This is a genomic window from Streptomyces sp. NPDC045968, from assembly GCF_056430475.1.
The window spans coordinates 275,341-296,015 of record NZ_JBWKLF010000006.1; the positions used below are offsets into that span (position 1 = coordinate 275,341).

Sequence of the window (20,675 nt, forward strand, 5' to 3'; positions counted from 1 at the left end):
TTGGCGAGCGGTGATGGTTAGGCAAGCCTAAGCTAATCATGATTCCGGATTCAATCGGGGTCCCGTTACCGAAAATCCACCCGGGGGCTACTTCGTACCGTCCCCGGAACCGGCTCCCGTGCCACCCGTGCCACCCCTGCCTCCCGGACCTCCCGGACCTCCCGGCACGATGTGCTCGCCGGGCGTCGCCAGTTCCTCGACGGCCTCGGCCCCCACCACCGCCCCGGTCGACTTCTTGCCGCGCCGCAGCATGCGCTCCAGCCGGCTCGCGAAGGTGGTGAGGGCGAAGTTGATCACGACGAAGATCACCGCGACGACGGTGAAGCTGGCGATGGTGTTCGCCCCGTAGTTGGCGCTCATCGGGCGCACCGAGGCCAGTAGTTCGGAGAAGCCGAGCATCGCGCCGCCGAGCGCCGTGTCCTTGACGATGACCACCAGTTGACTGACGAGCGCCGGCAGCATGGCGGTGACGGCCTGCGGCAGCAGCACGTGCAGCATCGTCTGCCCCTTGCGCATGCCGATCGCCTTGGCGGCATCGGTCTGGCCCCGGGGCAGGGACAGGATTCCGGCCCGCACCACCTCGGCGAGCACCGAGGCGTTGTAGAGCACGAGCCCGGTGACCACCGCGTACAGCGGGCGGGTCTCGGGGCTGATGTCGGTGAACTCGGAGAACGCGGCGTTCGCGAAGAGCATCAGGATCAGTACGGGGATGGCGCGGAAGAACTCCACGACCGTGCCGGCCACCCCGCGCACCCACCGGTGTTCGGAGAGCCGGAGGATGCCGAGGAGCGCGCCGAGGGGCAGGGCGATAACCATGGCGAGGGAGGCCGCGACGGCCGTGTTCTGCAGACCCGGCAGGATGTACGTGCTCCAGGCGCGGGAGTCGGTGAAGAACGGCTCCCACTTGGCCCATTCCAGCTGGTTCTTGTCGACGAGGCTCCTGTACACCCACCAGCCGAGCGCCGCGAGGGCCACCAGGAAGACCAGCGTGTACAGGAGGTTGCGCCGCTTGGCGCGCGGTCCGGGAACGTCGTACAGGGGAGGGGTCATCGCCGCACCGAGACCTTCTTGCTCACCCAGCCCAGGAAGAGTCCGGTCGGCAGGGTGAGGCAGACGAACCCGGCCGCGAAGACGGCGGAGATGAGGATGAGCTGGGCCTCGTTCTCGATCATCTCCCGCATCAGCGCCGCCGCTTCGGCGACGCCGATCGCGGCGGAGACCGTGGTGTTCTTGGTCAGCGCGATCAGGACGTTCGCCAGGGGGCCGACGACGGAACGGAACGCCTGCGGGAGGACGACCAGGCGCAGGGTCTGGGTGAAGCCGAGACCGATGGCACGCGCCGCCTCGATCTGGCCCACGGGCACGGTGTTGATGCCGGACCGCAGCGCCTCGCAGACGAACGCGGCGGTGTACGCGGTCAGACCGAGCACGGCGAGCCGGAAGTTGATGGCCGTGAAGTCCTCCGCGCCGAGGCTGATGCCGAGCGTCTGGAACAGTCCGAGCGAGGTGAAGATGATGATCACGGTGAGCGGGATGTTCCGCACGATGTTGACGTAGGCGGTGCCGAAGCCTCGCATCAGGGGGACGGGGCTGACCCGCATCGCGGCCAGGACGGTGCCCCAGACGAGCGAGCCCGCGGCGGAGTAGAGGGTGAGCTGGATCGTCACCCAGAAGGCCCCCACCAGGTCGTAGCCTTCAAGGAAGTCGAACACGGTGTCCCGCGCTTTCGCGTGTGGGGAGGGCCCGGTGCGCCACCCCGGCGGCGCACCTCACCGGCCCTGCTGCCGGACCCCGAGCGGTCCTGCGCGGTCCTACTCGACGACGGTGCCGATCTTCGGCGCGGGCTCGTTCTCGTAGTTGGCCGGACCGAAGTTCTTCTCGACGTACGCGTCCCAGGAGCCGTCGGAGACCATCTTCTCCAGGGCCGTGTTGATCTTGTTCTTGAGTTCGCTGCCCTGCTGGACGCCGATGCCGTAGTTCTCGTTGCTCAGCTTGAAGCCGCCCAGCTTGAACTCGCCCTTGAACTGCTCCTGCGCGGCGTATCCGGCGAGGATGGAGTCGTCGGTGGTCACCGCGTCGATGACGCCGTTCTCCAGGCCGGTGATGCACTCCGAGTAGCCGCCGTACTCCTGGAGTTGCGCCCGCGGCGCGAGCTCGTCCTTGACGTTCTGCGCGGAGGTCGAGCCGGTGACCGAGCAGAGCTTCTTGTCGTTCAGGTCCGCGGGCTCCTTGATGGAGTCGTCGTCCGCCCGGACCAGGATGTCCTGGTGCGCGAGCAGATAGGGACCGGCGAAGTCGACCTTCTTCTCCCGCTCGTCGTTGATCGAGTACGAAGCCGCGATGAAGTCGACGTCGCCGCGCTGGATCAGCGTCTCGCGGTCGGCGCTCTTGGCTTCCTTCCACTTGATGTCGCCGGGCGCGAAGCCGAGCTCCTTGGCCACGTAGGTCGCCACATCGACGTCGAAGCCGGTGTAGGTGCCGTCCGGAGTCTTCAGGCCGACGCCCGGCTGGTCGAACTTGATGCCGATGGTGATCGTGTCGGCGCTGCTCCCGGAGCCGCTGCCCGCACCGGCGGCCTGGGCACCCGCCGAGCCGACGGTCACGGTCGTCAGGGAGAGCGCGAGTGCGGCGGCGGCCGCTGCGGTGGTCCTGCGAACGTTCATGGTGATCATCCCTGGGATCTCGGTGGAGCCTCGACGAGCGGCCGGTTCCCGGGCCCGCTCAGTGCTTGAGGATCTTCGACAGGAAGTCTCTGGCCCGGTCGCTGCGCGGGTCGCCGAAGAACTGCGCGGGCGTCGCCTCCTCCACGATCCGCCCGTCGGCCATGAAGACCACACGGTTGGCGGCGGACCGGGCGAAGCCCATCTCGTGGGTGACGACGGCCATGGTCATGCCGTCCCGGGCCAGTTGCTGCATGACCTCCAGCACCTCGTTGATCATTTCCGGGTCGAGCGCGGAGGTCGGCTCGTCGAAGAGCATGACCTTCGGGTCCATCGCCAGGGCTCTGGCGATCGCGACCCGCTGCTGCTGGCCACCGGAGAGCTGCGCGGGGTACTTGTCCGCCTGCGAGGCCACACCCACGCGTTCCAGGAGCGAGCGCGCCCGCTCCTCGGCCGCGTGCTTGTTCTTCTTACGGACCTTGAGCTGGCCCAGAGTGACGTTCTGGAGCACGGTCTTATGGGCGAAAAGGTTGAACGACTGAAACACCATGCCCACATCGGCCCGCAGTGCGGCCAGCTCGCGGCCCTCCGCGGGCAGCGCCTTGCCGTCGATGAAGATCTCTCCGGAGTCGATGGTCTCCAGACGGTTGATCGCCCGGCACAGCGTGGACTTCCCGCCTCCCGAGGGGCCGATGACGACCACCACCTCACCCCGGCCGATGGTGAGGTCGATGTCCTGAAGCACGTGCAGGGCGCCGAAGTGCTTGTTGACGTTGTTCAGTACGACCAGGCCATCGGTCCCGCCCGGCCCTTCACGTCGCGTGCCCGCTGAACGGCTCATCTGCTTCATCGTCCGCCGTCCGCCGTCACGTCGCACTCCGGGAGGACGGCCGGCGGGACGAGTGCCACGGGTTCGCCCGTGCTGTGACAGGACAAGACGGTGGCCGGACGACCCGCTGAACCCTTCCGGTCACGGCACTAGGCCGTGTCCGCCCGGGCGAGGTGTCCGACACGGAACGTCTGCCGGTAGACCGAGGGCGGCACTCCGATGCCCGCGACCAGGTGCTGCCGCAGGGAGGCGGCGGTCCCGAAGCCCGCCTCCTCGGCGACCCGGTCGACCGGCAGATCGGTCGTCTCCAGCAGCCGCCGCGCCCGCTCGACCCGCTGCTGGGCCAGCCACTGCCCCGGCGTCAGCCCCACCTCGTCGCGGAAGCGGCGCGAGAACGTCCGTACGCTCATGCGCGCGTGGCCCGCCAGCTCGGCCAGCTGGAGGGGGCGGTGGAGTTCGCCCAGGGCCCAGGCGCGTGTCGCCGAGGTGGTGGCCGCCGAGAGTTCCGGGACCGGCCGTTCGATGAACTGGGCCTGCCCGCCATCCCGCCACGGGGGTACGACGCACAGCCGCGCCACCCGGTTGGCGACCTCGCTGCCGTGGTCCCGGCGCACCAGGTGCATGCACAGGTCGACCCCGGCGGCGACCCCGGCCGCGGTGAGGACGTCGCCGTCGTCGACGAACAGCACGTCCGGGTCGACCTGGACCAGGGGGAACATCCGCTGGAACTGGTCCGCCTCGTTCCAGTGGGTGGTCGCGGGGCGCCCGTCCAGGAGGCCGGCGGAGGCCAGGACGTACGAGGCGGTGCAGATCGACACGATCCGCGCACCCGGGCGGAGCCGGCCGAGCGCCTCGGCCAGCGGGGCGGGCAGCCAGTCGCGCGCACCGTCGGGCCCGCAGGCGAACGGCGGGATCACCAGGGTGTCCGCCGTCGCGATCGCCTCCGCCCCGCGCTCGACACCGACGGTGAAGTCGGCGCTCGACCGGACCGGGCCGCCGTCCAGACCGCAGGTGACCACCTCGTACAGCGCTTGTCCGTCCGCGCCGGCAGCGGTCCCGAAGATCCGTACGGGAATGCTCAGCTCGAACGGATAGACGCCCTCAAGGGCCAGTACGACGACGCGATGCATGGCCAGATCCTTCCACATGATGGCCATCTGGACACTCGAAGCGGCCAGGCCGCTGCCGCAGGGTTGGTCCCACAGCCACCACCCCGTACACACTCACCCCGCACAAGGGAGCAGCACATGCGCGCCATCGGTCAGGACTCACTCGGCGGACCCGAGGTGCTGAAGCTCGTCGAGGTGGACCGCCCCGAGCCCGGCCCCTCGGAGGTCCTCGTCCGCGTCCACGCGGCCGGCGTCAATCCGACCGACTGGTGGCACCGCTCCACGGGCGGACTCCTCGGCGCGCCCGTCCGGCTGGGCTGGGACGTCTCGGGCACGGTCGAGGCGGTCGGCCTCGGAGTGACGATGTACCGGCCGGGCGACGAGGTCTACGGGATGCCGCGCCTCCCGCAGCCCGCCGGGGCGTACGCGGAGTACGTCACCTCTCCGGCCCGGCACCTCGCCCATAAGCCGCGCACCCTCTCCCATGTGGAGGCCGCGGCGCTCCCGGTGGCCGCGCTCACCGGCTGGCAGTCCCTGGTGGACACCGCCGCCGTACGCCCCGGTCAGCGGGTCCTCGTCCACGCGGCGGCGGGCGGGGTCGGCCACCTCGCCGTCCAGATCGCCTCGTCCCTGGGCGCCCACGTCATCGGTACGGCGAGTGCCGCCAAGCACGATTTCGTACGGTCGCTGGGCGCCGACGAGGTCATCGACTACACGACGACCGACTTCGCCGAGGCGGCCAGGGACATCGACGTGGTCATCGACACGATCGGCGGGGACTACGGCCCCCGCTCCCTGCGCACGCTGCGCCCGGGCGGCATGGTCGTCTCCCTCGCCTCCCCGGCGGAGGCCGGGCTCGCGGAGGTGGCGGCCGAGATGGGCCTGCGCGCGGGCTTCACGATCGTCGAGCCGGACCACGCCGGACTGAAGGCGATCGCCGAACTCGCCGACGCGGGCCGGCTGCGGCCCCACATCGCGGCGGTACTGCCGCTGGCGGACGCGGCCAAGGCGCACGAACTCGGGGAGTCGGGCCGCACGACCGGCAAGCTCGTCCTCAGCGTCGCGGGATGACACTCTCGAGCGTCGTGGAATGACCCCGTCGCGAGCGCCGTGGAACGGCCCCCGCGCGCGACGGGGTGCGGAGCTCGTCCGGGGTCCGGAGCGCGTCCGGGGCACGGAGCGTCGCCGGGCCCCGGAGCGTGGCCGGGGCCCGGCCGGGGTCAGTGGTCGTCCCAGTGCCCGTCGTGTCCTGCGTGACGGTGACCGTCGTGCACGTAGTCGGTGTGCCCGTCGTGCGGGACCGCGACATGGCCGCAGCCCTCGCCGTGCTGGTGGGCGTGGTCCTGGTGGGCGGCGTGTGCGCCGGTCCGGCATTCGTCCGCGTGACCTTCGTGGAGGCGGTGCACATGGCCGTCGTGCGCGTAGTCCACATGATCACCGTGTGGGAAGGCGACGTGGCCGCAGCCCTCGCCGTGCTGATGCGTGTGGTCGGTATGGGGAGCGTGTGCAGTGGTCATGGCTCTCTCCGCTTCATGGGCCGCTCGCGCTTCCGGGGGCCGCTCGCACTTCCGAGGCCGGCCGCATGCCGCGCCTCTGGGCCAATGACTCATTTTCCTCCCCGACGAGCCGATCCGCAGCGGCTGGCCAAGGCGTACGAGCGCGGTCTGCTGCGCCCGGAGAGCAGAACACCGCACCGGACGACCGGCTACCGGTCACGATCAGGGGCCGGCCAGGCCCGGCGCGGTCCACCGCGCCGGGCCTACAGGGATGTTCCGGCCCGTTCGGAGACCACCGCTTCCGCGAAGGCGCCCCCCTGGGAGACGAGTTGCTCCCAGGTTCCTTGCTGGACGACGCGTCCCGCGTCGAGGACGGCGATCCGGTCGGCCCGGCGGATCGTCGCAGGGCGGTGGGCTATCCAGATCGTCGTACGGGTGGTGGACGCCGCCGCGAGCGCGGCGGCGAGTTCGGCGTCTCCGGCCGTGTCGAGGTGGGCGGTCGTCTCGTCGAGGACCAGCACCCGGGGGCCGGCGAGCAGGGCGCGCGCCAGTGAGATACGGGCCCGCTGGCCCCCGGAGAGTGTCGTGCCGCGTTCCCCGACATGCAGGTCCACGCTCTCCACGAAGCGGTCGATGCCGCAGCGGCGGACCACCTCTGCCACCTCCGCGTCGCTCGCGTCGGGCGCGCCGAGGCGGAGGTTGTCCGCGAGGGTGCCGTGGAAGAGGGGTGTCTCCTGGCCGACCACGGCGACCGCCCCGCGCAATTCCGCTTCGGCCAGGTCCCGCAGGTCGACCGGTGCCGAGCCGTCGGCGGGCAGCAGTTCGACCGCGCCGGCGGACGGGTCCCAGAAGCGGGCGAGCAGATGGGCGCAGGTCGACTTCCCCGCGCCGGAGACCCCCACCAGGGCCACGGTCTCCCCGGCCCGTACGGTCAGGTCGACACCGTCGAGGACGCCCCGCCCGCCGTAGTCGAAACGGACGCCGCGCAGCCGCACACCCAGGGGGCCACCGGGAACGGGCCTCGGCGAAAAAGGTTCCACCGCACCCGCCGGGGCCGTGACGGCCGCCCCGACCCGGGCCGCGGCCGGCCGCAGCCCCCCGGCCTGGCCCAGCGCCGCCGCCGCTTCGGCGGCGGGCGCGAGGGTGCCGAGTGCCAGGGCCATGGCGGCCGGGGCCCAGGCCCCGTCGAGCCGCCCGGCGGCGACCGCCTGCGCCGCGATCGCCACGACCCCCGTCACCGCCACGACCACCAGCGCGTCGCGGACGGCCGACGCGGCCGCCTCCCAGGACTGCTCGGCCCGCTGCGCGTCGGCCAGCCCCCGGCCCGCGTCGGCCAGTCGGGCACGCCTGCCGCGCAGGGCGCCGAAACCGAGCAGTTCACGCAGCCCGTCCACGGTCTGCACGGCCTCCGACGACAGTTCGGCGGCTGCCGTACGGGTCCGGGCTCCCCGGCGCGTACGGCCCCGCCCTTCCAGCAGCGGGGCGAGAACGAGGAGCACCGCGACCGGAAGCACCGCGATCAGCATCCGTGGTTCGACGACCGCCAGAGCGGTGGCGCCCGTACCGAACACCGCGGCCGATGCCACGAGTTGGGCGATCCCATGGGCGTAGAAGAACTCCAGGGCCTCGACGTCTCCCATCGCCGTCGCCGCCAGGTCGCCGCTGCGCCGGCCGCCGATCCGGGCCGGTGCGCTCCGGGCGAGCCCGTCGAAGATCCGTACCCGGAGTGCGGCCAGGACCCGGTAGGCGAGATCGTGGCTCAGGTCCATCTCCCGCCAGGTGGCGAGCGCCTTGACGAGGACGAGCGCGATGAGCGCCGCCACGGTGGCTCCGGAGGGAGGGTGACCTTCCATGACGGTGGCGCCGACCGTGTGGGCGCCCAGCGTCACCAGGGCGACCAGTGCGGCCTGGTCGGTGAGGGCGGCGGCGCAGGTGCGCGCCACCACGAGCCGGTGTGCGCCGAGCGCGGGCAACAGGCCTCGGAGGGCGCCGCGTTCCTCGGTGCGAAGGATCGTCATGCCGCTCGTCCCGCTTCCTTCGTTCGTCCGGCCTCGACCAGGGCCGCGTAGAGCCCGTTCTCCGCCATGAGGGTGGTGTGGTCGCCGATGGCCCGTACCCGTCCGCCGTCGAGGACGACGATCCGGTCCGCGTGGCGCACGGCGTCCAGGCGGTGGGCGATGACGAGGCAGGTGCGTCCGCGAGCGGCCCGCGCCAGGGCCTTGCCGATGCGGGCTTCGCCGCGTTCGTCCACGGCGCTGGTCGCCTCGTCGAGGACGAGGACGCGCGCGTCGGCGAGCAGGGCGCGGGCGAGGGCCAGGCGCTGGCGCTGCCCGCCGGACAGGGTGGCGCCCCGTTCGCCCAGCACGGTCAGATAACCGTCCGGCATGGCGGCGATCTCCTCGTGGATGCCCGCGGCGCGCGTGGCGCCGCGCAGTTCGTCCTCGGTGGCCCCGGGGCGGGCGAGGCGGAGGTTGTCGGCGATGGTGGCGTGGAAGAGGTAGGTCTCCTGCGAGACGACGGCGATGCCGCGTCGGAGGGAGTCGAGGGTGTAGTGCGCGGCCGGGGCGCCGTTCACCAGGACCGTGCCGTGTCCGGGGTCGTTGTGGCGCACCAGCAGGGACAGGAGCGTCGACTTTCCCGCGCCGGAGGGGCCGACCACGGCGGTGGTGCGTCCGGCCGCGGCGGTGAAGGTGACGCTATCCAGTACGGGACGCTCGGTGCCCGGGTAGTGAAATGTCACATGGTCAAATGCAATGTCAGGTGCGACGGACCAGTCCGCCCGCTCCCGTCCCTCGTCCGGCACGCCACCGCGGGCAGTGCGCAGGGCCGCGATCCCGTCGGCCGCCGAGACCCCGAGGTATCCGGCGTGCCACTCCCTGGAGAGGTCGCGCACCGGGCGGAAGCACTCCGACGCCAGCATCAGCAGCAGATAGGTGCCGGTCGCCGTCGTGTGCCCGGAGGCGGCGGACGCGCAGGCCACCAGGGCCGCCGCGGCCGTTCCGCCCTGGATCGCCAGATCGGTGAGGCCCGTGTCGACGAGGGAGACGCGCAGTTTGGCCACGGTGGCCCGGTGCAGCGCGTCCGAGCGGTGTTCCAGCCGCCCCCGGGTCCGTCCGACCGCTCCGGCCGCGCGCAGGGCGGGCATGCCCTGGAGGGCTTCGAGATAGTCGGCCGCCAGGGTTTCGTACGACTCCCAGTGCTCGCGCCCCCGGCGTTCCAGCAGCCGGTCCCACCAGCGGGGGGCGAGCAGCGCGAGGAGCAACGCCGGCACGAGGGCGAGGAGTGCGTACGGGGCGAGGGCGGCGACGGCGATCAGCAGCAGCGGCGGGACGGCGCAGGTGATGAGGAGTTGGGGCAGATACCGGGAGACGTACGCGTCCACTCCCTCGACGCCGTCGATGAGTGTGGCGCGTACCGCGCCGACGCGTGCGCCCCGGACGTGAGAGGGGCCCAGTCGGCCCAGGTGTTCGAGCAGGGCGTCGCGCAGACCCACGCGTACACGTGATCCGGCGTTCACGGCGGTGCGCCGCTGCCACCAGCTCAGGCACGCGCGTGCCACGACGGCGACGAGGACGCCGGCCAGCAGCGCGGGCAGGTGGCGGGTGTCGCCGCGGGCGATGGCGGAGAGTGCCACGGCAAGAAGCACCGCCTGCGCGAGGTGTGTCAGGGCCACCGCGCCGAGCAGCGCGGTGGCGCCGAGCAGCGCGCCGCGCGCCGTGCGGGCGGCGCGTGTCAGCTCCGGGTGAAGCATCACGGCTGATCCCCTCTTCCCAGGGCGAGTCCATGGACGATCAGTTCGCGGCCGGGCGGACCGCCGAGCGCCGCCCCGAGATCGGCCCGCTGCCAGGAGCCGACCGGGCGGGACCTCAGCCCCAGCCCCGTCGCGGCCTGCTGAGCCAGCCCGACGGCGTATCCGGCGACCAGGTGATCGCGGCGGATCCGTCGCGCGTCCGCGTCCTCGGGGCATCCGTACGCGAGGAGCACGGCCCCCGCTTCCGCGATCCAGCCCTGGCCTGCCGCCCAGGCCGCGAGCGTCCGCCGGGCGTCCCCGGAGGCGAGCGGGCGAAGCACCGGACGGTGCGCCCGCTCGGCGCTCTCGATCGCGAGGTGCAACAGCGCGGGGCGCGCCCCGCCGGTGGCGACGCACCACCGGGGCCCCGCGGGCAGAGCTCCGGCCGCGCGGGCGAGGACATGGGCGAGGTCTTCGAGTGCCGGTGCCCCGCTCAGCGGCGGCAGGGCGCTGCGCCGGGAGATCAGGGTGCGGTCGGGTGTACGTGCCGTCTGCGTGATCCACTCTTCCGGCGCCCACTCACCCGGCCCGGCGGCCGAAGCGACGGCGTCCAGGGCCCGCCAGGACCGTTCCAGCACGGGAGACGCCTCGTCGGCGCCGGGTTCCCGCTGCGGGGCGGTGCCGAGTGGACACGTCGCCCAGCGTTCGAGTGCGCCATCGGAGCCTCTGCCCACCGCCCCGATGACGACCGCGGCGAGGACGTGCTGAGGTGTGGTGCCGGGCCAGGTCCGCTGCCACCGGGCGGGTCCGGGCAGGCCCGCCGCTGCCGACAGGAGGGCGCCGTCCGTGTCCAGGCTCAGGCCGGCCGCGCCGGCCGCCACCAGCGCGGCGACGGCGTGACCCGCGTCCAGGAGCAGCAGGGGCAGCGCACGGTGCCCGTAGTGCGAGACGGTGCGCCGGGCGTTCACCGTGAGGACGACGAGGGTGCCGTGCGGCGGATCGGCCGGGGCGGGGCCTCGCCGGTGCACCCGGTGGCGTACCGCGTCGTAGGCGTAGCGACCGGGCGGCAGCTCCCCCGCAGCGCCCACCAGGAGATGCGCGCCGACGGGATACAGCCCGCCCGCCGAAGCGACGGGCCTCAGCCGCCCGCCGGCCGCTACGGCGAGCGAATGGCGCAGGAGGCGGTCGAGTTGCGGTGCGGTCCGGGGGGTGAGCGGTGTCTCCTGCCCCGGCCAGCGGGGGAAGGGACCGGCCGGGGTGTCCGGGCCGGGCACCGTGCCGGAGCGGGCGAGCGCGAGAGCGGCGCGGGCCGGGTCGTCCGTGGTGGGTGGTGCGGGCACGTCGGTCCCCTACATGTGTGGCGGCGGTGTGAGGGTGAAGTCCTGGGGCCCGGCCGGTTCGGTCGACCGCCATCCCCGGGAGAGGGCCGCCTCGGCGAATCGCGGGCTGCCGAAGTAGCCGAACGCGGCCGGGGCGTTGGGGACGAGACCGGAGACGAGCACGCGCGCCACCCTGAGCGGGGTCGCCCTGACGTCCTCGGTGGTCAGGTCGAAGGTGATCACCCGGTGCCCGCCGGCCGCGAGCCGGCCGTCGAGGGCGCGGCGGCTGCCCGGCGCGACGTCTTGGATGCCGACGACTCCGTGTGCCGGGTCGGTGAACCGGGTGGCCAGCGGGGTGACCCGGTCGTCGAGCCACACCTGGACGTGTGCGCCGAGGTCGCGCACGGCGGCGAAGTGGGTGCCGCAGTCGTCGAGGTAGCGCCGGTCGTCGCGGTGTTCCAGATAGAGGCCGGGGGCGAACATGCCGGCGTCGATCGCCTTGAAGACCCAGCCGTCGCGTTCAACCGCTCCCTGGGTGAACACCCAGGTGTGTACGGCTTCGAGTACGGCCTTACGGGCGGCCTCGGCCGGGTCGTAGCGGCAGGCGAATCCCGCCGCGTGGATACCCCGGCGCCGGTCGTGGACGAGCGCGGCCATGCAGGGGGCGAACTCCGAGGGCATCTCGACGATCCGTACGTCGAGGTCGCATCCGGCCAGGTCGGCGGTGAGTCCGGGGACGGTGGCCGGGTCGATGCCCCGGGTGGGCCCGTCGAGGTGCCACCACAGTTCCAGGGCGTCCCGTTCGACGATCTCCAGCAGGCCGCGTTCCACGGCGTCGTCGAAACCCTGGCCGGTGGCTATGCCCGCGTAGTTGAGGTGGTGGGTCCGGGGCAGCGCACGCAGGTCCCCCTGCCGCCAGTTGAGATGGGTCAGGGCGACGGGGGCCCAGCATTCCTCGGTACCTTCGTCGCCCACGGCCCACAGGGCGGGGGTGTCCGCGAGGAACGGCCGGTAGGGGAAGTCCGGGCGTGCGTACTGCCAGGACGCGTACCGGGGAAGGTCGTCCGGTCCGTACAGGCGCTTGCCCTCGTCGATGAGCTGCTGGGCCGTGGCCCGCCGGGGCGCCCCGAAGTGTCCGGGCGGCGGCAGCCGGTTGCCGCAGTAGCGTTCGACCGCTTCGGCGACGGCCGCTATCCGGGCTCCGGCGGGGTCGCCGAAGGTCGTCCCGAGTGCGACGCGGTCGGCGGGCCAGGCCCCGAATCTCCGGGCGTCGGAGACCTCGGCGGTCATGGCGGTGTAGCGGGGTGGTGCCCCCGCGGGGTGTTCGACGGGTTCGACCCCCCGGATCAGTCCGCAGACGGGGTCCACGAGATCGTCGGGGGAGAGGGGGGCGGTCGGAACGCTGGTGCTGGTCAACGGCAGATCTCCTGGGCGGGTTTGACGCGCGCGGCGCGATGCCGGGCTGCGACGACGGGCAGGGCGAGCGCGCTGTCCTCGAGCTGGACGGACCGGCGCGAGGACCGCAGGCGGGTCGCGGTGACCGGGTCCTCCCCGGAGTGCGGGTTGCGGGCGTGCGCGGGGAAGTGGTGTCCGCCGACTTCGAGACGGAGGCGGGTTCCGGCGGGCAGGCGCCGGGACAGATGGCCGAGCGGCACCGAGAACCGTGCGGTCTCGTGCGCGGGGTCGGTCCGCCGTACGACGCCGGTCGCCAGATGGTCGGCGGCGCCCCGGGGGTCGAGGGCGACGAGGCGGACGACCCAGTCGGCGGTGGGCGTGTCCGCGACCGCGGCCAGCCGGGCATCGGCCCGTCCCAGGAGGTCCAGCGGCCTGGGGAGGGGCGGTGTGACCAGGAGGCAGCGGTCGGTGCGGCCGGCCGTCGGTACGTTCACGTGGTCCGAGCGGAAGGGCCGTTCGGGGTCGGCTTCGAAGCCTGGCCCGCCGAGCAGGCGCAGTGCGGTGCCGAAGGGGTACGGGGTGGGTTCCGGGGCGTCCGCCATGGAGGCCCACCAGCCGCTGCCGCCCAGCGCGGTGACACCGCGCCGCCCCGGAGCGAGCCCGCCGGCGAGCGCCGACGCGGCCCAACGGACGTACAGCCGACCGAGGTTGATGCGGTGTTCGGGCCGGGCCTCGGGGCCGGGGGACGCGGTCAGCGCGTGCCCCCAGGGGCCCATCAGCAGCCGGGAGGGACCGCCCCAGCGCCGCCACAGCTCCATGGTGTCGTCGCGGAAGGGATCGCGCGTACCGCCCACGGCCAGCAGCGGAACGCCGGCGGCCGCCGCGCGATCGAGCAGGCCGCCGTCGCGTCCCTCGGTCCACAGCCGCGGCCAGGAGGGCAGCGCCCGCCCCAGCCTCGACGGGAGCCCGGTCACGGGGAGGTGTTCGAGCAGCCGGGGGTCCTGCGCGAGGGCGTCCTCCAGGGCCGTGCCGTCGGAGGTGCGGCGGTCTCCGTGCGCGGCCCACCAGCCGGCGCGGGCCAGCAGCCGTTCGGGGCCGCCCGGTTCGCGCGCCGTCTCGGCGGCTCCGAGCGCGGGGACGGCCGCGACGACGGCGTCCGGGCGGCCGTCCGCCGACGCGCCGAGCGCGGCCGCGAGCGCGCAGTGCGCGCCGTACGAACTGCCGTGAGCCACGACCTTCCCGCTGCTCCACGGCTGCCCGCGCACCCAGCGCACGGTCGCGGCGCCGTCCTCCTCCTCGCTCCGGTAGGGGTGCCACTCCCCCTCCGACGCGTGCCGCCCCCGTACGTCCTGCGCGATGGCGGCGAAGCCCGAGGCGGCCCAGGCGCGCAGCTCGGCGCGGTGCGAGCGGCGGTCGTACGGGGTACGGATCAGGACCGCCGGGAACGGCCCGTCGCCCGCCGGGAGGCAGAGGTCCGCGGTGAGCCGGGCGCCGTCGGTCATGCCGACCGGCACCGTGAGGGCAGCGCCGGACGCGGTCATCGGGGCGCGCCCGGCCGGGGGGCGGGGGCCACGGCGGGCACGGGCAGGACAGGGTGCTCTCCGACCGTCAGGTCACGAAGATCCACCCGGCGCAGACGGCGCCGCACGGGAAGGCGGCCCGTCGTGTGCTGTCCGGTGGCCCAGGCGGTCAGGTCGGCCGTGAGCAGTTCCACGATCAGCGCCGTGGCCGCCCCGTCGCCCTGCCACGGGGCCCCGGCCGTCCGGTGCCCCGCCCAGTACGCGGCGAGTTCGCGGTGTGCCGGGGTGGCGGCGAGGCGTCTCAGGCGCACATCCGCCGCGGTCACGTCACCGGGTGCGGCGGCGAGGGGTTCGATCCATGCCTGGAGTCCTTCGCGATGGCAGCGCAGCCAGCCGATCCCCCGCGCGGGGAGCCGGTCGGCCGCGTCCCACAGGCCCTCCGGGACGGGCGAGTCGAGACACCAGACCACCGCGGCCGGCTTCCCGTGCGGGGGCCCGGCGCCTTCCTCGGCCAGGGCGGTGACCTCGTCCCGGCCGACGCGCGTGACGTCGGCGCCTTCCGTGGCGACCCGGCGCGCCAGGCCTGCGGCCAGCGGCTCGTCGCCGAGGACGAGGACCGCCCGGCCGGTGAGCGGCCTTACGGTGTGCTCCCCCGCGTATCCGGCGTCCTCGAAGGCCGTCACCAGTTTCTCCAGTTCCGGGCTGCCCTCCCGCCCGTCCTCGAACCTCGCCACCAGTTCCTCCGCCGTCACCTGCCCGGTGTCGACGCGCAGGAATTCTCCGTCCTGCGTGCGCACCGCGAGGCCCTGTCCGGGCACGGTGACGAGCTCGACGCCTGGTGCGAGTCTGCTGGCGGTCACGAGGGGGCTCCTAGGTAGGCGGGACGGCTGCGGAGACGAAGCGGGCCCGCCCAACGGCTGGGCGGGCCCGCTCACTTGGCTCTACTTGTCGCTGTCGCCCGCGGCGGCGGACTCGGCGTCGTCGAAGGGGTTCTCGACGAGGGCGTTGGAGTGGGTCGCCGACAGGTGGGCCAGCTGACCCTGCTCGGCGATCGGGCTGAACACCTTGTTCTGCTCCATGAGGATTCTCCATTCGCTTGTGGGACAGCGGCGCCGGGTCGGCGCCGCAGCTCAGACACTAATGAATATGATTATCGTTCCGCAATAGCTCCTCGGAGGGCAGAGGGTGATCTGGGTAACACACCGGCCAGCCGCCGACCGGGTCCGTGCCCACCCGCCCGGCGACGCCCAGTACTTCGGCGAGCAGACCGGGGGTGACGACGCGTCCGGGCGGGCCGTCGGCAGCCACCCGGCCGCCCCGCAGGGCGACGACGCGGTCCGCGAAACGCGCCGCGTGGCCGAGGTCGTGCAGCACCATCACCACGGTCAGGGAGCGTTCCTCCCTCAGCCTCACCACCGTTTGCAGGACCTCCAGTTGGTGGCGCAGATCGAGGTAGGTGGTGGGCTCGTCCAGCAGCAGCACGTCCGTGTCCTGCGCCAGGGACATCGCCAGCCGGACCCGCTGGCGTTCACCGCCGGAGAGGGAGTCGACCATCCTGTCCGACCAGCCGGAGACCCCGACGTCCGCCAGCGCCCGCACGCAGACGTCGTCATCGGCCTCCCTGAGCATGCCGAGGGGGCCACGCGCCGCGTACCGCCCCTGCTTCACCAGTTGACGTACCGTCATGCCCGGCACCGCGGGCGAGGACTGGTGGAGCAGCGCGACACGTCGCGCGGTGGCTCGCCGCGAGAGGCGTGCCACGTCCTCGCCTGCCAGCAGCACACGCCCGGCCGAGGGGCGCAACAGTCCGGCGACAAGGCGGAGCAGGGTGCTCTTGCCGCAGCCGTTGAGACCCACGAGGGCCACCGACTCCCCTTGGGCGACCCGCAGATGGATGTCCGCGAGGACCGTACGCCCCGGGTAGCCGAAGCTCACTCCGTCCACGGAGACGGCGTCCCCCGCGCGTGCACCGGCGGCGCCCGCAGGGTCTGCCGCACCCGCCTCCCGTACTCCCGCGTCCGAGGTCTGTGGGATGGTCATTCGTCCTCCTGCATGCACTGGGGTGTCATCTGCCGCACCGTTCACGCCTGTCCCGGCGGGTGCCGTCGTGCCACGACGAGAAGGAGCACGGCGCCCACGCACGTCGTCAGCGCTCCGGCGGGAACGGTCATCCGCTCCGCACCCAGCCCTTCCACCAGCACGCGGGAGAGCGTCTGCGCCGCCGCGTCCGCGCCGCACACCACGACCGCGCCGATCAGCGCGGCACCCGGCAGGGTGAAGCGCAGGTCGGCGCCGAACAGCGCGAGCGCCAGATGCGGCACCAGAAGTCCTACGAAACCGAGCGCCCCCACGGCGGAGACCGCGCCGGCGGTCAGCGCGACGGCGCCCACGAGTGCCGCTCCGCGCGCCCTCCCGACGGCCAGTCCCGCCGCCGTCGCCTGGTCGTCGCCGCACCGCAGCAGCGTCAGTGGCGCGGCCAGGGCGCAGGACGCGACGCCCCACACCAGGGCCCAGGGCCACAGGAGCGTCCAGTGCTCCCAGACCCGGCCCTCGGTCGAACCGATCAGCCACTGCACGACGCTTCCGAGCTCTCCGGGCGCGACGAGGAGCACCATCGAGGTGAGCCCGGCCAGTACGGCGGACACCAGCACCCCGTAGACCGCGGTCTCCTCGGGGTCGCTCCTGCGGCGCCCGGTGAGCAGCCACAGCAGTCCCGCTCCGGTGAAGCCGCCCAGGCACGCGGCGACGACCACCGCCGTTGGGGATTCCCAGCCCGCGAGTCCCAGTCCGGTCGCCGTCACGGCTCCGAGCACGGCGCCGGGGGTGACGCCCGTGACCTCCGGCCCGGCCAGCGGATTGCGCAGCGCCGACTGGAGCAGGAGGCCGGCCAGTCCGAGGCTCGCCCCGGCACCGAGGGCGACGAGCGCGCGCGGCACCCGCAGCCGGAGCACGATGTGGCGGGCGACGGGGTCGCCACGGCCGGTCAGCACCTCCCACACCTGACCTGCGGACGGGCTCCGCCCGGCGAAGAGGCAGGCGCAGAACGCGACGGCCACGAGCCCTGCCAGCAGGCAGAGTCCGGTTCCCGCCCCGAAAGCGAACGGTCGGCGCGGGGTCGCGGAATCCCCCGTCCGTACAGCAGTCGGCAGGCTCACCGGTCTCCTCCCGCCATGACCTCATGGGCCGTCGGCGAACTCCTCTGTTGCGGCGGTCTGTTCCGCCGGACCCTCATCAGCTGTTTCGGCGGTGTGATCCGCCGGAACCTCATCAGTGCCACACCCGCCGGCACCCCGAGCAGCGCGGTCCACGCGCCGACCGGTGTCTCGATCGGCGCCAGTGCGAGCCGGGCCGGCTGGTCGGCGCACAGCACGACCAGCGCGCCGCACACCGCGGACCAAGGAAGCAGGGTCAGCGCGTCCGCCCCCGGCCGGAGCCGTCGTGCCAGTTGCGGGGCGAGGAAACCCACCCAGGCGACAGGCCCGCAGACCGCCACCACAGGGGCGATCAGCACGATGGCGAGCGCGAGGGCGCCGAACCGGGCCCATCGGACCCGTACGCCCAGGGCGCGTGCGTCGTCGTCCCCGAGGCGCAGCACGCCGAGGACCGGGGCGCACAGCACGAGCGCGGGCACCGCGACGAGCAGCCAGGGCCCCAGCCCCACCACGTCGTCCCAGGTGCGGGCGGACAGACTGCCCAGCAGATAGCGGTAGATCAGCTGGAGGTCCAGTTGGTCGGCCAGCACCATCAGCACCAGGAGCCCGGCCTGCAGGGCCGCCGACACGGCCGCTCCGGTCAGGAGCACCGCCGAGGGGCTGCGCCCGAATCCCGCGGCCACGAGGGTGAGGACACCACCGAACACCGCGCCCCCGAGAGCGAGCAGGGGCTGCACCGCGGCGGGGACCGAGAGCGCCAGCACCAGCGGCGCGGCGACGCCGAGGGCCGCGCCCGAGGAGACACCGATCATCTCCGGCACCGCGAGGGGGTTGCGCAGCGCCTCCTGGAGCACCAGGCCCGCGACGCCCAGGCAGGCTCCGGCGGCGAGGGCGAGCACCAGTCGCGGGAGCCGGAGTTCGGTGAGGACGACCGCCTCCAGGCCGTCGCCGCTCAGGGCCGCGGGCAGCCGGTGCGGCGCCACGTACGGCGTACCCAAGCAGAGCGCTACGCCGGCTGCGGCCACCAAAAGGGCAAGGGCGCCCGCCAGTTGACGTGTCACCGCAGCGCGGCCGTTGCCTCGTCGAGGACGATGCCGAGCGAACGGGTCCCCCGCCCCTTGGCCCAGACCTCGGAGTTCACCTCGACGACCTTGTCGTTCCTGACAGCCGGGATACGGGACCAGAGGGGGTTCTCGGCGAGCTTGGCGGAGAGCTTCCCGTCCGACGCCCCGAAGGAAAGCGTCTCCACGAAGAGCACATCGACATCGCGGGCGAGGATCTCCTCCAGGCTGTAGCCGCCCTCGACCCCTCGCCCCTCCCACGGGTACGAGGAGATCTTCGGGAAGAGCCCGGCGGCCACGTCGTTCTTCGGCGTCGCGACCCCGAAGTTCTCGTCACCGCCGAAGATGATCAGGGCCGTCTTGTCGCTCTTCCTCCCCTCCGCCCGGGCGAGCTTGGTGCGCAGCCGCTTCTCCGCCGCCTCGGCCTGCTCCGTACGTCCGGTCAGCGCCGCCAGGTTCCGCAGATAGCCGACGCTGTCCTCCCAGGTGGAGGGCTGTACCGGCCAGAAGGTGGTCGCGCCCTTCAGCGCGGGGGCGAGCTTGCCGTGCGTGTCCTCCAGGCCGATGACCAGATCCGGCTCGTGCGCGAGGATCGCTTCCGCCTCCGGGCTCAGGAAGCCGCCGGGGATCACCGGAACGCGGCCCGCCCGTTCCGGCCCGAGGAACGCCGGGTGGGCGAGCAGCGTGGAGTTGGTGGCCGTCGGAGTCATACCGAGTTCCGCGAGCATGTCGTCGCACAGCGCGACCAGACACACCACACGCTTCGGCGGCCGCTCGGCGGTGATGGTGACGCCCTGGGCGTCGGTGATCGTGCTGGACGCCTTGACGGGCCGGACGTCCACCGCGGTCCTCGGGCCGGCGCCGCCCGCTTCGGCGCCACCCGACGCGGGCTGCCCGGTGGCGCCGCACCCCACCAGGAACGACCCCATCACGATGGCCGCCGCCCACCGGCGGATTCCTCTCACTGCGCGCGACATGACGTGCCCTCTGTTCCTGTGGATGGCCGGGGAAGACGAATCGGTACCGAGGGGGCCGTCCCGGCACCAGGCCTCTCCCCACCGAGATTTAGACATGATAATCATTATCAAAGCAAGCCCCGCCCCACTCCCCAGCCCCGCCCCCTGCCCCGGAGACCGCCTCATGCCCCTCGGACCGCGCCTGATCGTCGCCGACCACGTAGCCGGCCGCGTCAGGGTCGTCGACCTGCGCGACGGAACGACAGCCGAGCTCGCCGGGCGCCATCTCGCCGAGCACGCGGGCTTCCTCGCCCTTCCGCGCCACCGCACCGCATGCGTCGACGACCGGGCGGGAGAGCTTCTGGTCCTCGATCCGTACGGGCCCGACGCGGGCCGCCCGCTCATCGAGCGCCGGATACCGGTCGCGGTGCCCGCCGAGCACCTGGCCGCCGATTCCACCGGCCGCCGGATCGCCGTCACCACCGGTCTCGGCCGCAACTGGTCGGCCTGGTCCGACCAGTTGACGGCCGTCGACCTGGCGGACGAGAGAGGTGCGGGGGCGGTACGCGTGCGTACCCGGACCGGCGAACCGGGCGTGACCGTGATCGGCTCGCGGCAGGACCCCCTGGTCGTACTCCGCCACCGGGAACCCGGCGAACTGGCGGCCTACCGGCACTCCGCGCTGATGGCGGCCGCCCCCTCGTGTCCGCCCGCCGGGCCCGTATCCACGCTCCCCCTCGCCGATGACGACGGGCACGGCGACGCCTACGACCCGGTGACGGACCGGCTGTTCGCGGCCACCGGCTCAGGGGTCCACACGGCCCGCCCCGACGGCGACGCGCTCATGGCCGGGGAGACCATCCCGTGGGCGGCCGGCGGGCGCGAGGGGGGCCGTGGCTACTACCTGCGGCTCGACGCGGCACACCGGACGCTCTGGTCCTGCGTACGGAGCGGGCCCGAGGCCCCGGAGAGCTGGCCGGACTGGACCAACGACGCCTGGTGGTACCACCTCGATTCGGCCGAGGCGGGCCGTCTGCGGCTCGGCCCCGGCCTGGTCTTCCGCCTGGCGGTGACGGCAGGCCATGTCGCCTTCAGCCGCGTGCACCCCGACGGCGACGAACTCGTCCTCGTCTCCACCGGGGAGCACGCGCCGGCCGTGACGGCGCGGCTGCCACTGCCGCCGATGGCGGGCGCGCCGCGCCGGGGCGGCACACCGTGGGACGGCGTACAGCGCCGGGCCATCGCGGCCTCACCGGGTGGGTCCCTGGTCGCCGTGTCCCGCGGGGGCCACGGCGAGGTCCACGTGTTCGATGCCGGTACGGCCCGGCAGACGGCACTCGTCACCGTGCCGACCCCGCTCGACGAGGGCGGACTGCTGGCACTGGTGGAGCCCGACGACGGGGCCCATCTCGACCAGGTCGGCCGCTGACGCCACGGCCCGCGCTCCC

The 20,675-nt window shown here is 73.3% G+C and carries 19 protein-coding genes; 2 read left to right on the forward strand and 17 right to left on the reverse strand.

Features of this window, described 5'->3' with window-relative positions; genetic code table 11:
• Window positions 1-87: 87 nt before the first annotated feature.
• The 5 genes from AC07FA_RS19535 to AC07FA_RS19555 form a co-directional block, all read right to left on the reverse strand.
• On the reverse strand, window positions 88-1,050 hold the full coding sequence (locus AC07FA_RS19535) for an amino acid ABC transporter permease (RefSeq protein ID WP_479076958.1): 963 nt from the start codon (window positions 1,048-1,050) through the stop codon (window positions 88-90).
• Window positions 1,047-1,712, reverse strand: a complete 666-nt coding sequence (locus AC07FA_RS19540) for an amino acid ABC transporter permease (protein ID WP_479076959.1) — start codon at window positions 1,710-1,712, stop codon at window positions 1,047-1,049. The genes AC07FA_RS19535 and AC07FA_RS19540 overlap by 4 nt, the downstream gene beginning before the upstream one ends.
• A gap of 99 nt (window positions 1,713-1,811) precedes the next feature.
• A complete protein-coding gene (locus AC07FA_RS19545; protein ID WP_479076961.1) occupies window positions 1,812-2,663 on the reverse strand; it encodes a glutamate ABC transporter substrate-binding protein in 852 nt (283 codons plus the stop codon).
• A gap of 58 nt (window positions 2,664-2,721) precedes the next feature.
• Complete coding sequence (locus AC07FA_RS19550) at window positions 2,722-3,501, reverse strand: amino acid ABC transporter ATP-binding protein (RefSeq protein WP_479076963.1); 780 nt, start codon at window positions 3,499-3,501, stop codon at window positions 2,722-2,724.
• 137 nt (window positions 3,502-3,638) lie between these two features.
• Complete coding sequence (locus AC07FA_RS19555; RefSeq protein WP_479076965.1) at window positions 3,639-4,646, reverse strand: GlxA family transcriptional regulator; 1,008 nt, start codon at window positions 4,644-4,646, stop codon at window positions 3,639-3,641.
• 90 nt (window positions 4,647-4,736) lie between these two features.
• On the opposite strand from AC07FA_RS19555, the gene AC07FA_RS19560 reads away from it, so the two are divergent.
• Window positions 4,737-5,669, forward strand: a complete 933-nt coding sequence (locus tag AC07FA_RS19560) for an NADP-dependent oxidoreductase (RefSeq protein WP_479076967.1) — start codon at window positions 4,737-4,739, stop codon at window positions 5,667-5,669.
• A gap of 149 nt (window positions 5,670-5,818) precedes the next feature.
• Here the strand turns inward: AC07FA_RS19560 and AC07FA_RS19565 are convergent, their stop codons facing one another.
• The 12 genes from AC07FA_RS19565 to AC07FA_RS19620 form a co-directional block, all read right to left on the reverse strand.
• A complete protein-coding gene (locus AC07FA_RS19565; protein ID WP_479076969.1) occupies window positions 5,819-6,115 on the reverse strand; it encodes a hypothetical protein in 297 nt (98 codons plus the stop codon).
• A 242-nt stretch (window positions 6,116-6,357) separates the two neighbouring features.
• Window positions 6,358-8,112, reverse strand: coding sequence for an ABC transporter ATP-binding protein (locus tag AC07FA_RS19570; protein WP_479076971.1), 1,755 nt, complete (start codon window positions 8,110-8,112; stop codon window positions 6,358-6,360).
• On the reverse strand, window positions 8,109-9,848 hold the full coding sequence (locus tag AC07FA_RS19575; RefSeq protein ID WP_479076973.1) for an ABC transporter ATP-binding protein/permease: 1,740 nt from the start codon (window positions 9,846-9,848) through the stop codon (window positions 8,109-8,111). The genes AC07FA_RS19570 and AC07FA_RS19575 overlap by 4 nt, the downstream gene beginning before the upstream one ends.
• Window positions 9,845-11,164 (reverse strand): nitroreductase family protein, encoded by a 1,320-nt coding sequence (locus AC07FA_RS19580; RefSeq protein ID WP_479076975.1) that lies wholly within the window; start codon window positions 11,162-11,164, stop codon window positions 9,845-9,847. Before AC07FA_RS19580 ends, AC07FA_RS19575 begins: the two co-directional genes overlap by 4 nt.
• Before the next feature lie 9 nt (window positions 11,165-11,173).
• The gene (locus AC07FA_RS19585; RefSeq protein WP_479077238.1) at window positions 11,174-12,565 is read right to left on the reverse strand and encodes a YcaO-like family protein; all 1,392 of its coding nucleotides are present in this window, start codon (window positions 12,563-12,565) and stop codon (window positions 11,174-11,176) included.
• On the reverse strand, window positions 12,556-14,079 hold the full coding sequence (locus AC07FA_RS19590) for a CocE/NonD family hydrolase (protein WP_479076977.1): 1,524 nt from the start codon (window positions 14,077-14,079) through the stop codon (window positions 12,556-12,558). Before AC07FA_RS19590 ends, AC07FA_RS19585 begins: the two co-directional genes overlap by 10 nt.
• On the reverse strand, window positions 14,076-14,918 hold the full coding sequence (locus tag AC07FA_RS19595) for a hypothetical protein (protein WP_479076979.1): 843 nt from the start codon (window positions 14,916-14,918) through the stop codon (window positions 14,076-14,078). The genes AC07FA_RS19590 and AC07FA_RS19595 overlap by 4 nt, the downstream gene beginning before the upstream one ends.
• An 81-nt stretch (window positions 14,919-14,999) precedes the next feature.
• On the reverse strand, window positions 15,000-15,137 hold the full coding sequence (gene amiA, locus AC07FA_RS19600; protein WP_479076980.1) for a streptamidine family RiPP: 138 nt from the start codon (window positions 15,135-15,137) through the stop codon (window positions 15,000-15,002).
• Between the two features lie 58 nt (window positions 15,138-15,195).
• On the reverse strand, window positions 15,196-16,098 hold the full coding sequence (locus AC07FA_RS19605) for an ABC transporter ATP-binding protein (protein WP_479076982.1): 903 nt from the start codon (window positions 16,096-16,098) through the stop codon (window positions 15,196-15,198).
• A 41-nt stretch (window positions 16,099-16,139) separates the two neighbouring features.
• A complete protein-coding gene (locus AC07FA_RS19610; RefSeq protein ID WP_479077239.1) occupies window positions 16,140-17,129 on the reverse strand; it encodes a FecCD family ABC transporter permease in 990 nt (329 codons plus the stop codon).
• Between the two features lie 80 nt (window positions 17,130-17,209).
• The gene (locus AC07FA_RS19615) at window positions 17,210-18,271 is read right to left on the reverse strand and encodes a FecCD family ABC transporter permease (protein WP_479076983.1); all 1,062 of its coding nucleotides are present in this window, start codon (window positions 18,269-18,271) and stop codon (window positions 17,210-17,212) included.
• Window positions 18,268-19,248 (reverse strand): ABC transporter substrate-binding protein, encoded by a 981-nt coding sequence (locus AC07FA_RS19620; RefSeq protein WP_479076984.1) that lies wholly within the window; start codon window positions 19,246-19,248, stop codon window positions 18,268-18,270. Before AC07FA_RS19620 ends, AC07FA_RS19615 begins: the two co-directional genes overlap by 4 nt.
• A gap of 163 nt (window positions 19,249-19,411) precedes the next feature.
• On the opposite strand from AC07FA_RS19620, the gene AC07FA_RS19625 reads away from it, so the two are divergent.
• On the forward strand, window positions 19,412-20,656 hold the full coding sequence (locus AC07FA_RS19625) for a hypothetical protein (RefSeq protein WP_479076985.1): 1,245 nt from the start codon (window positions 19,412-19,414) through the stop codon (window positions 20,654-20,656).
• Window positions 20,657-20,675 lie beyond the last annotated feature (19 nt).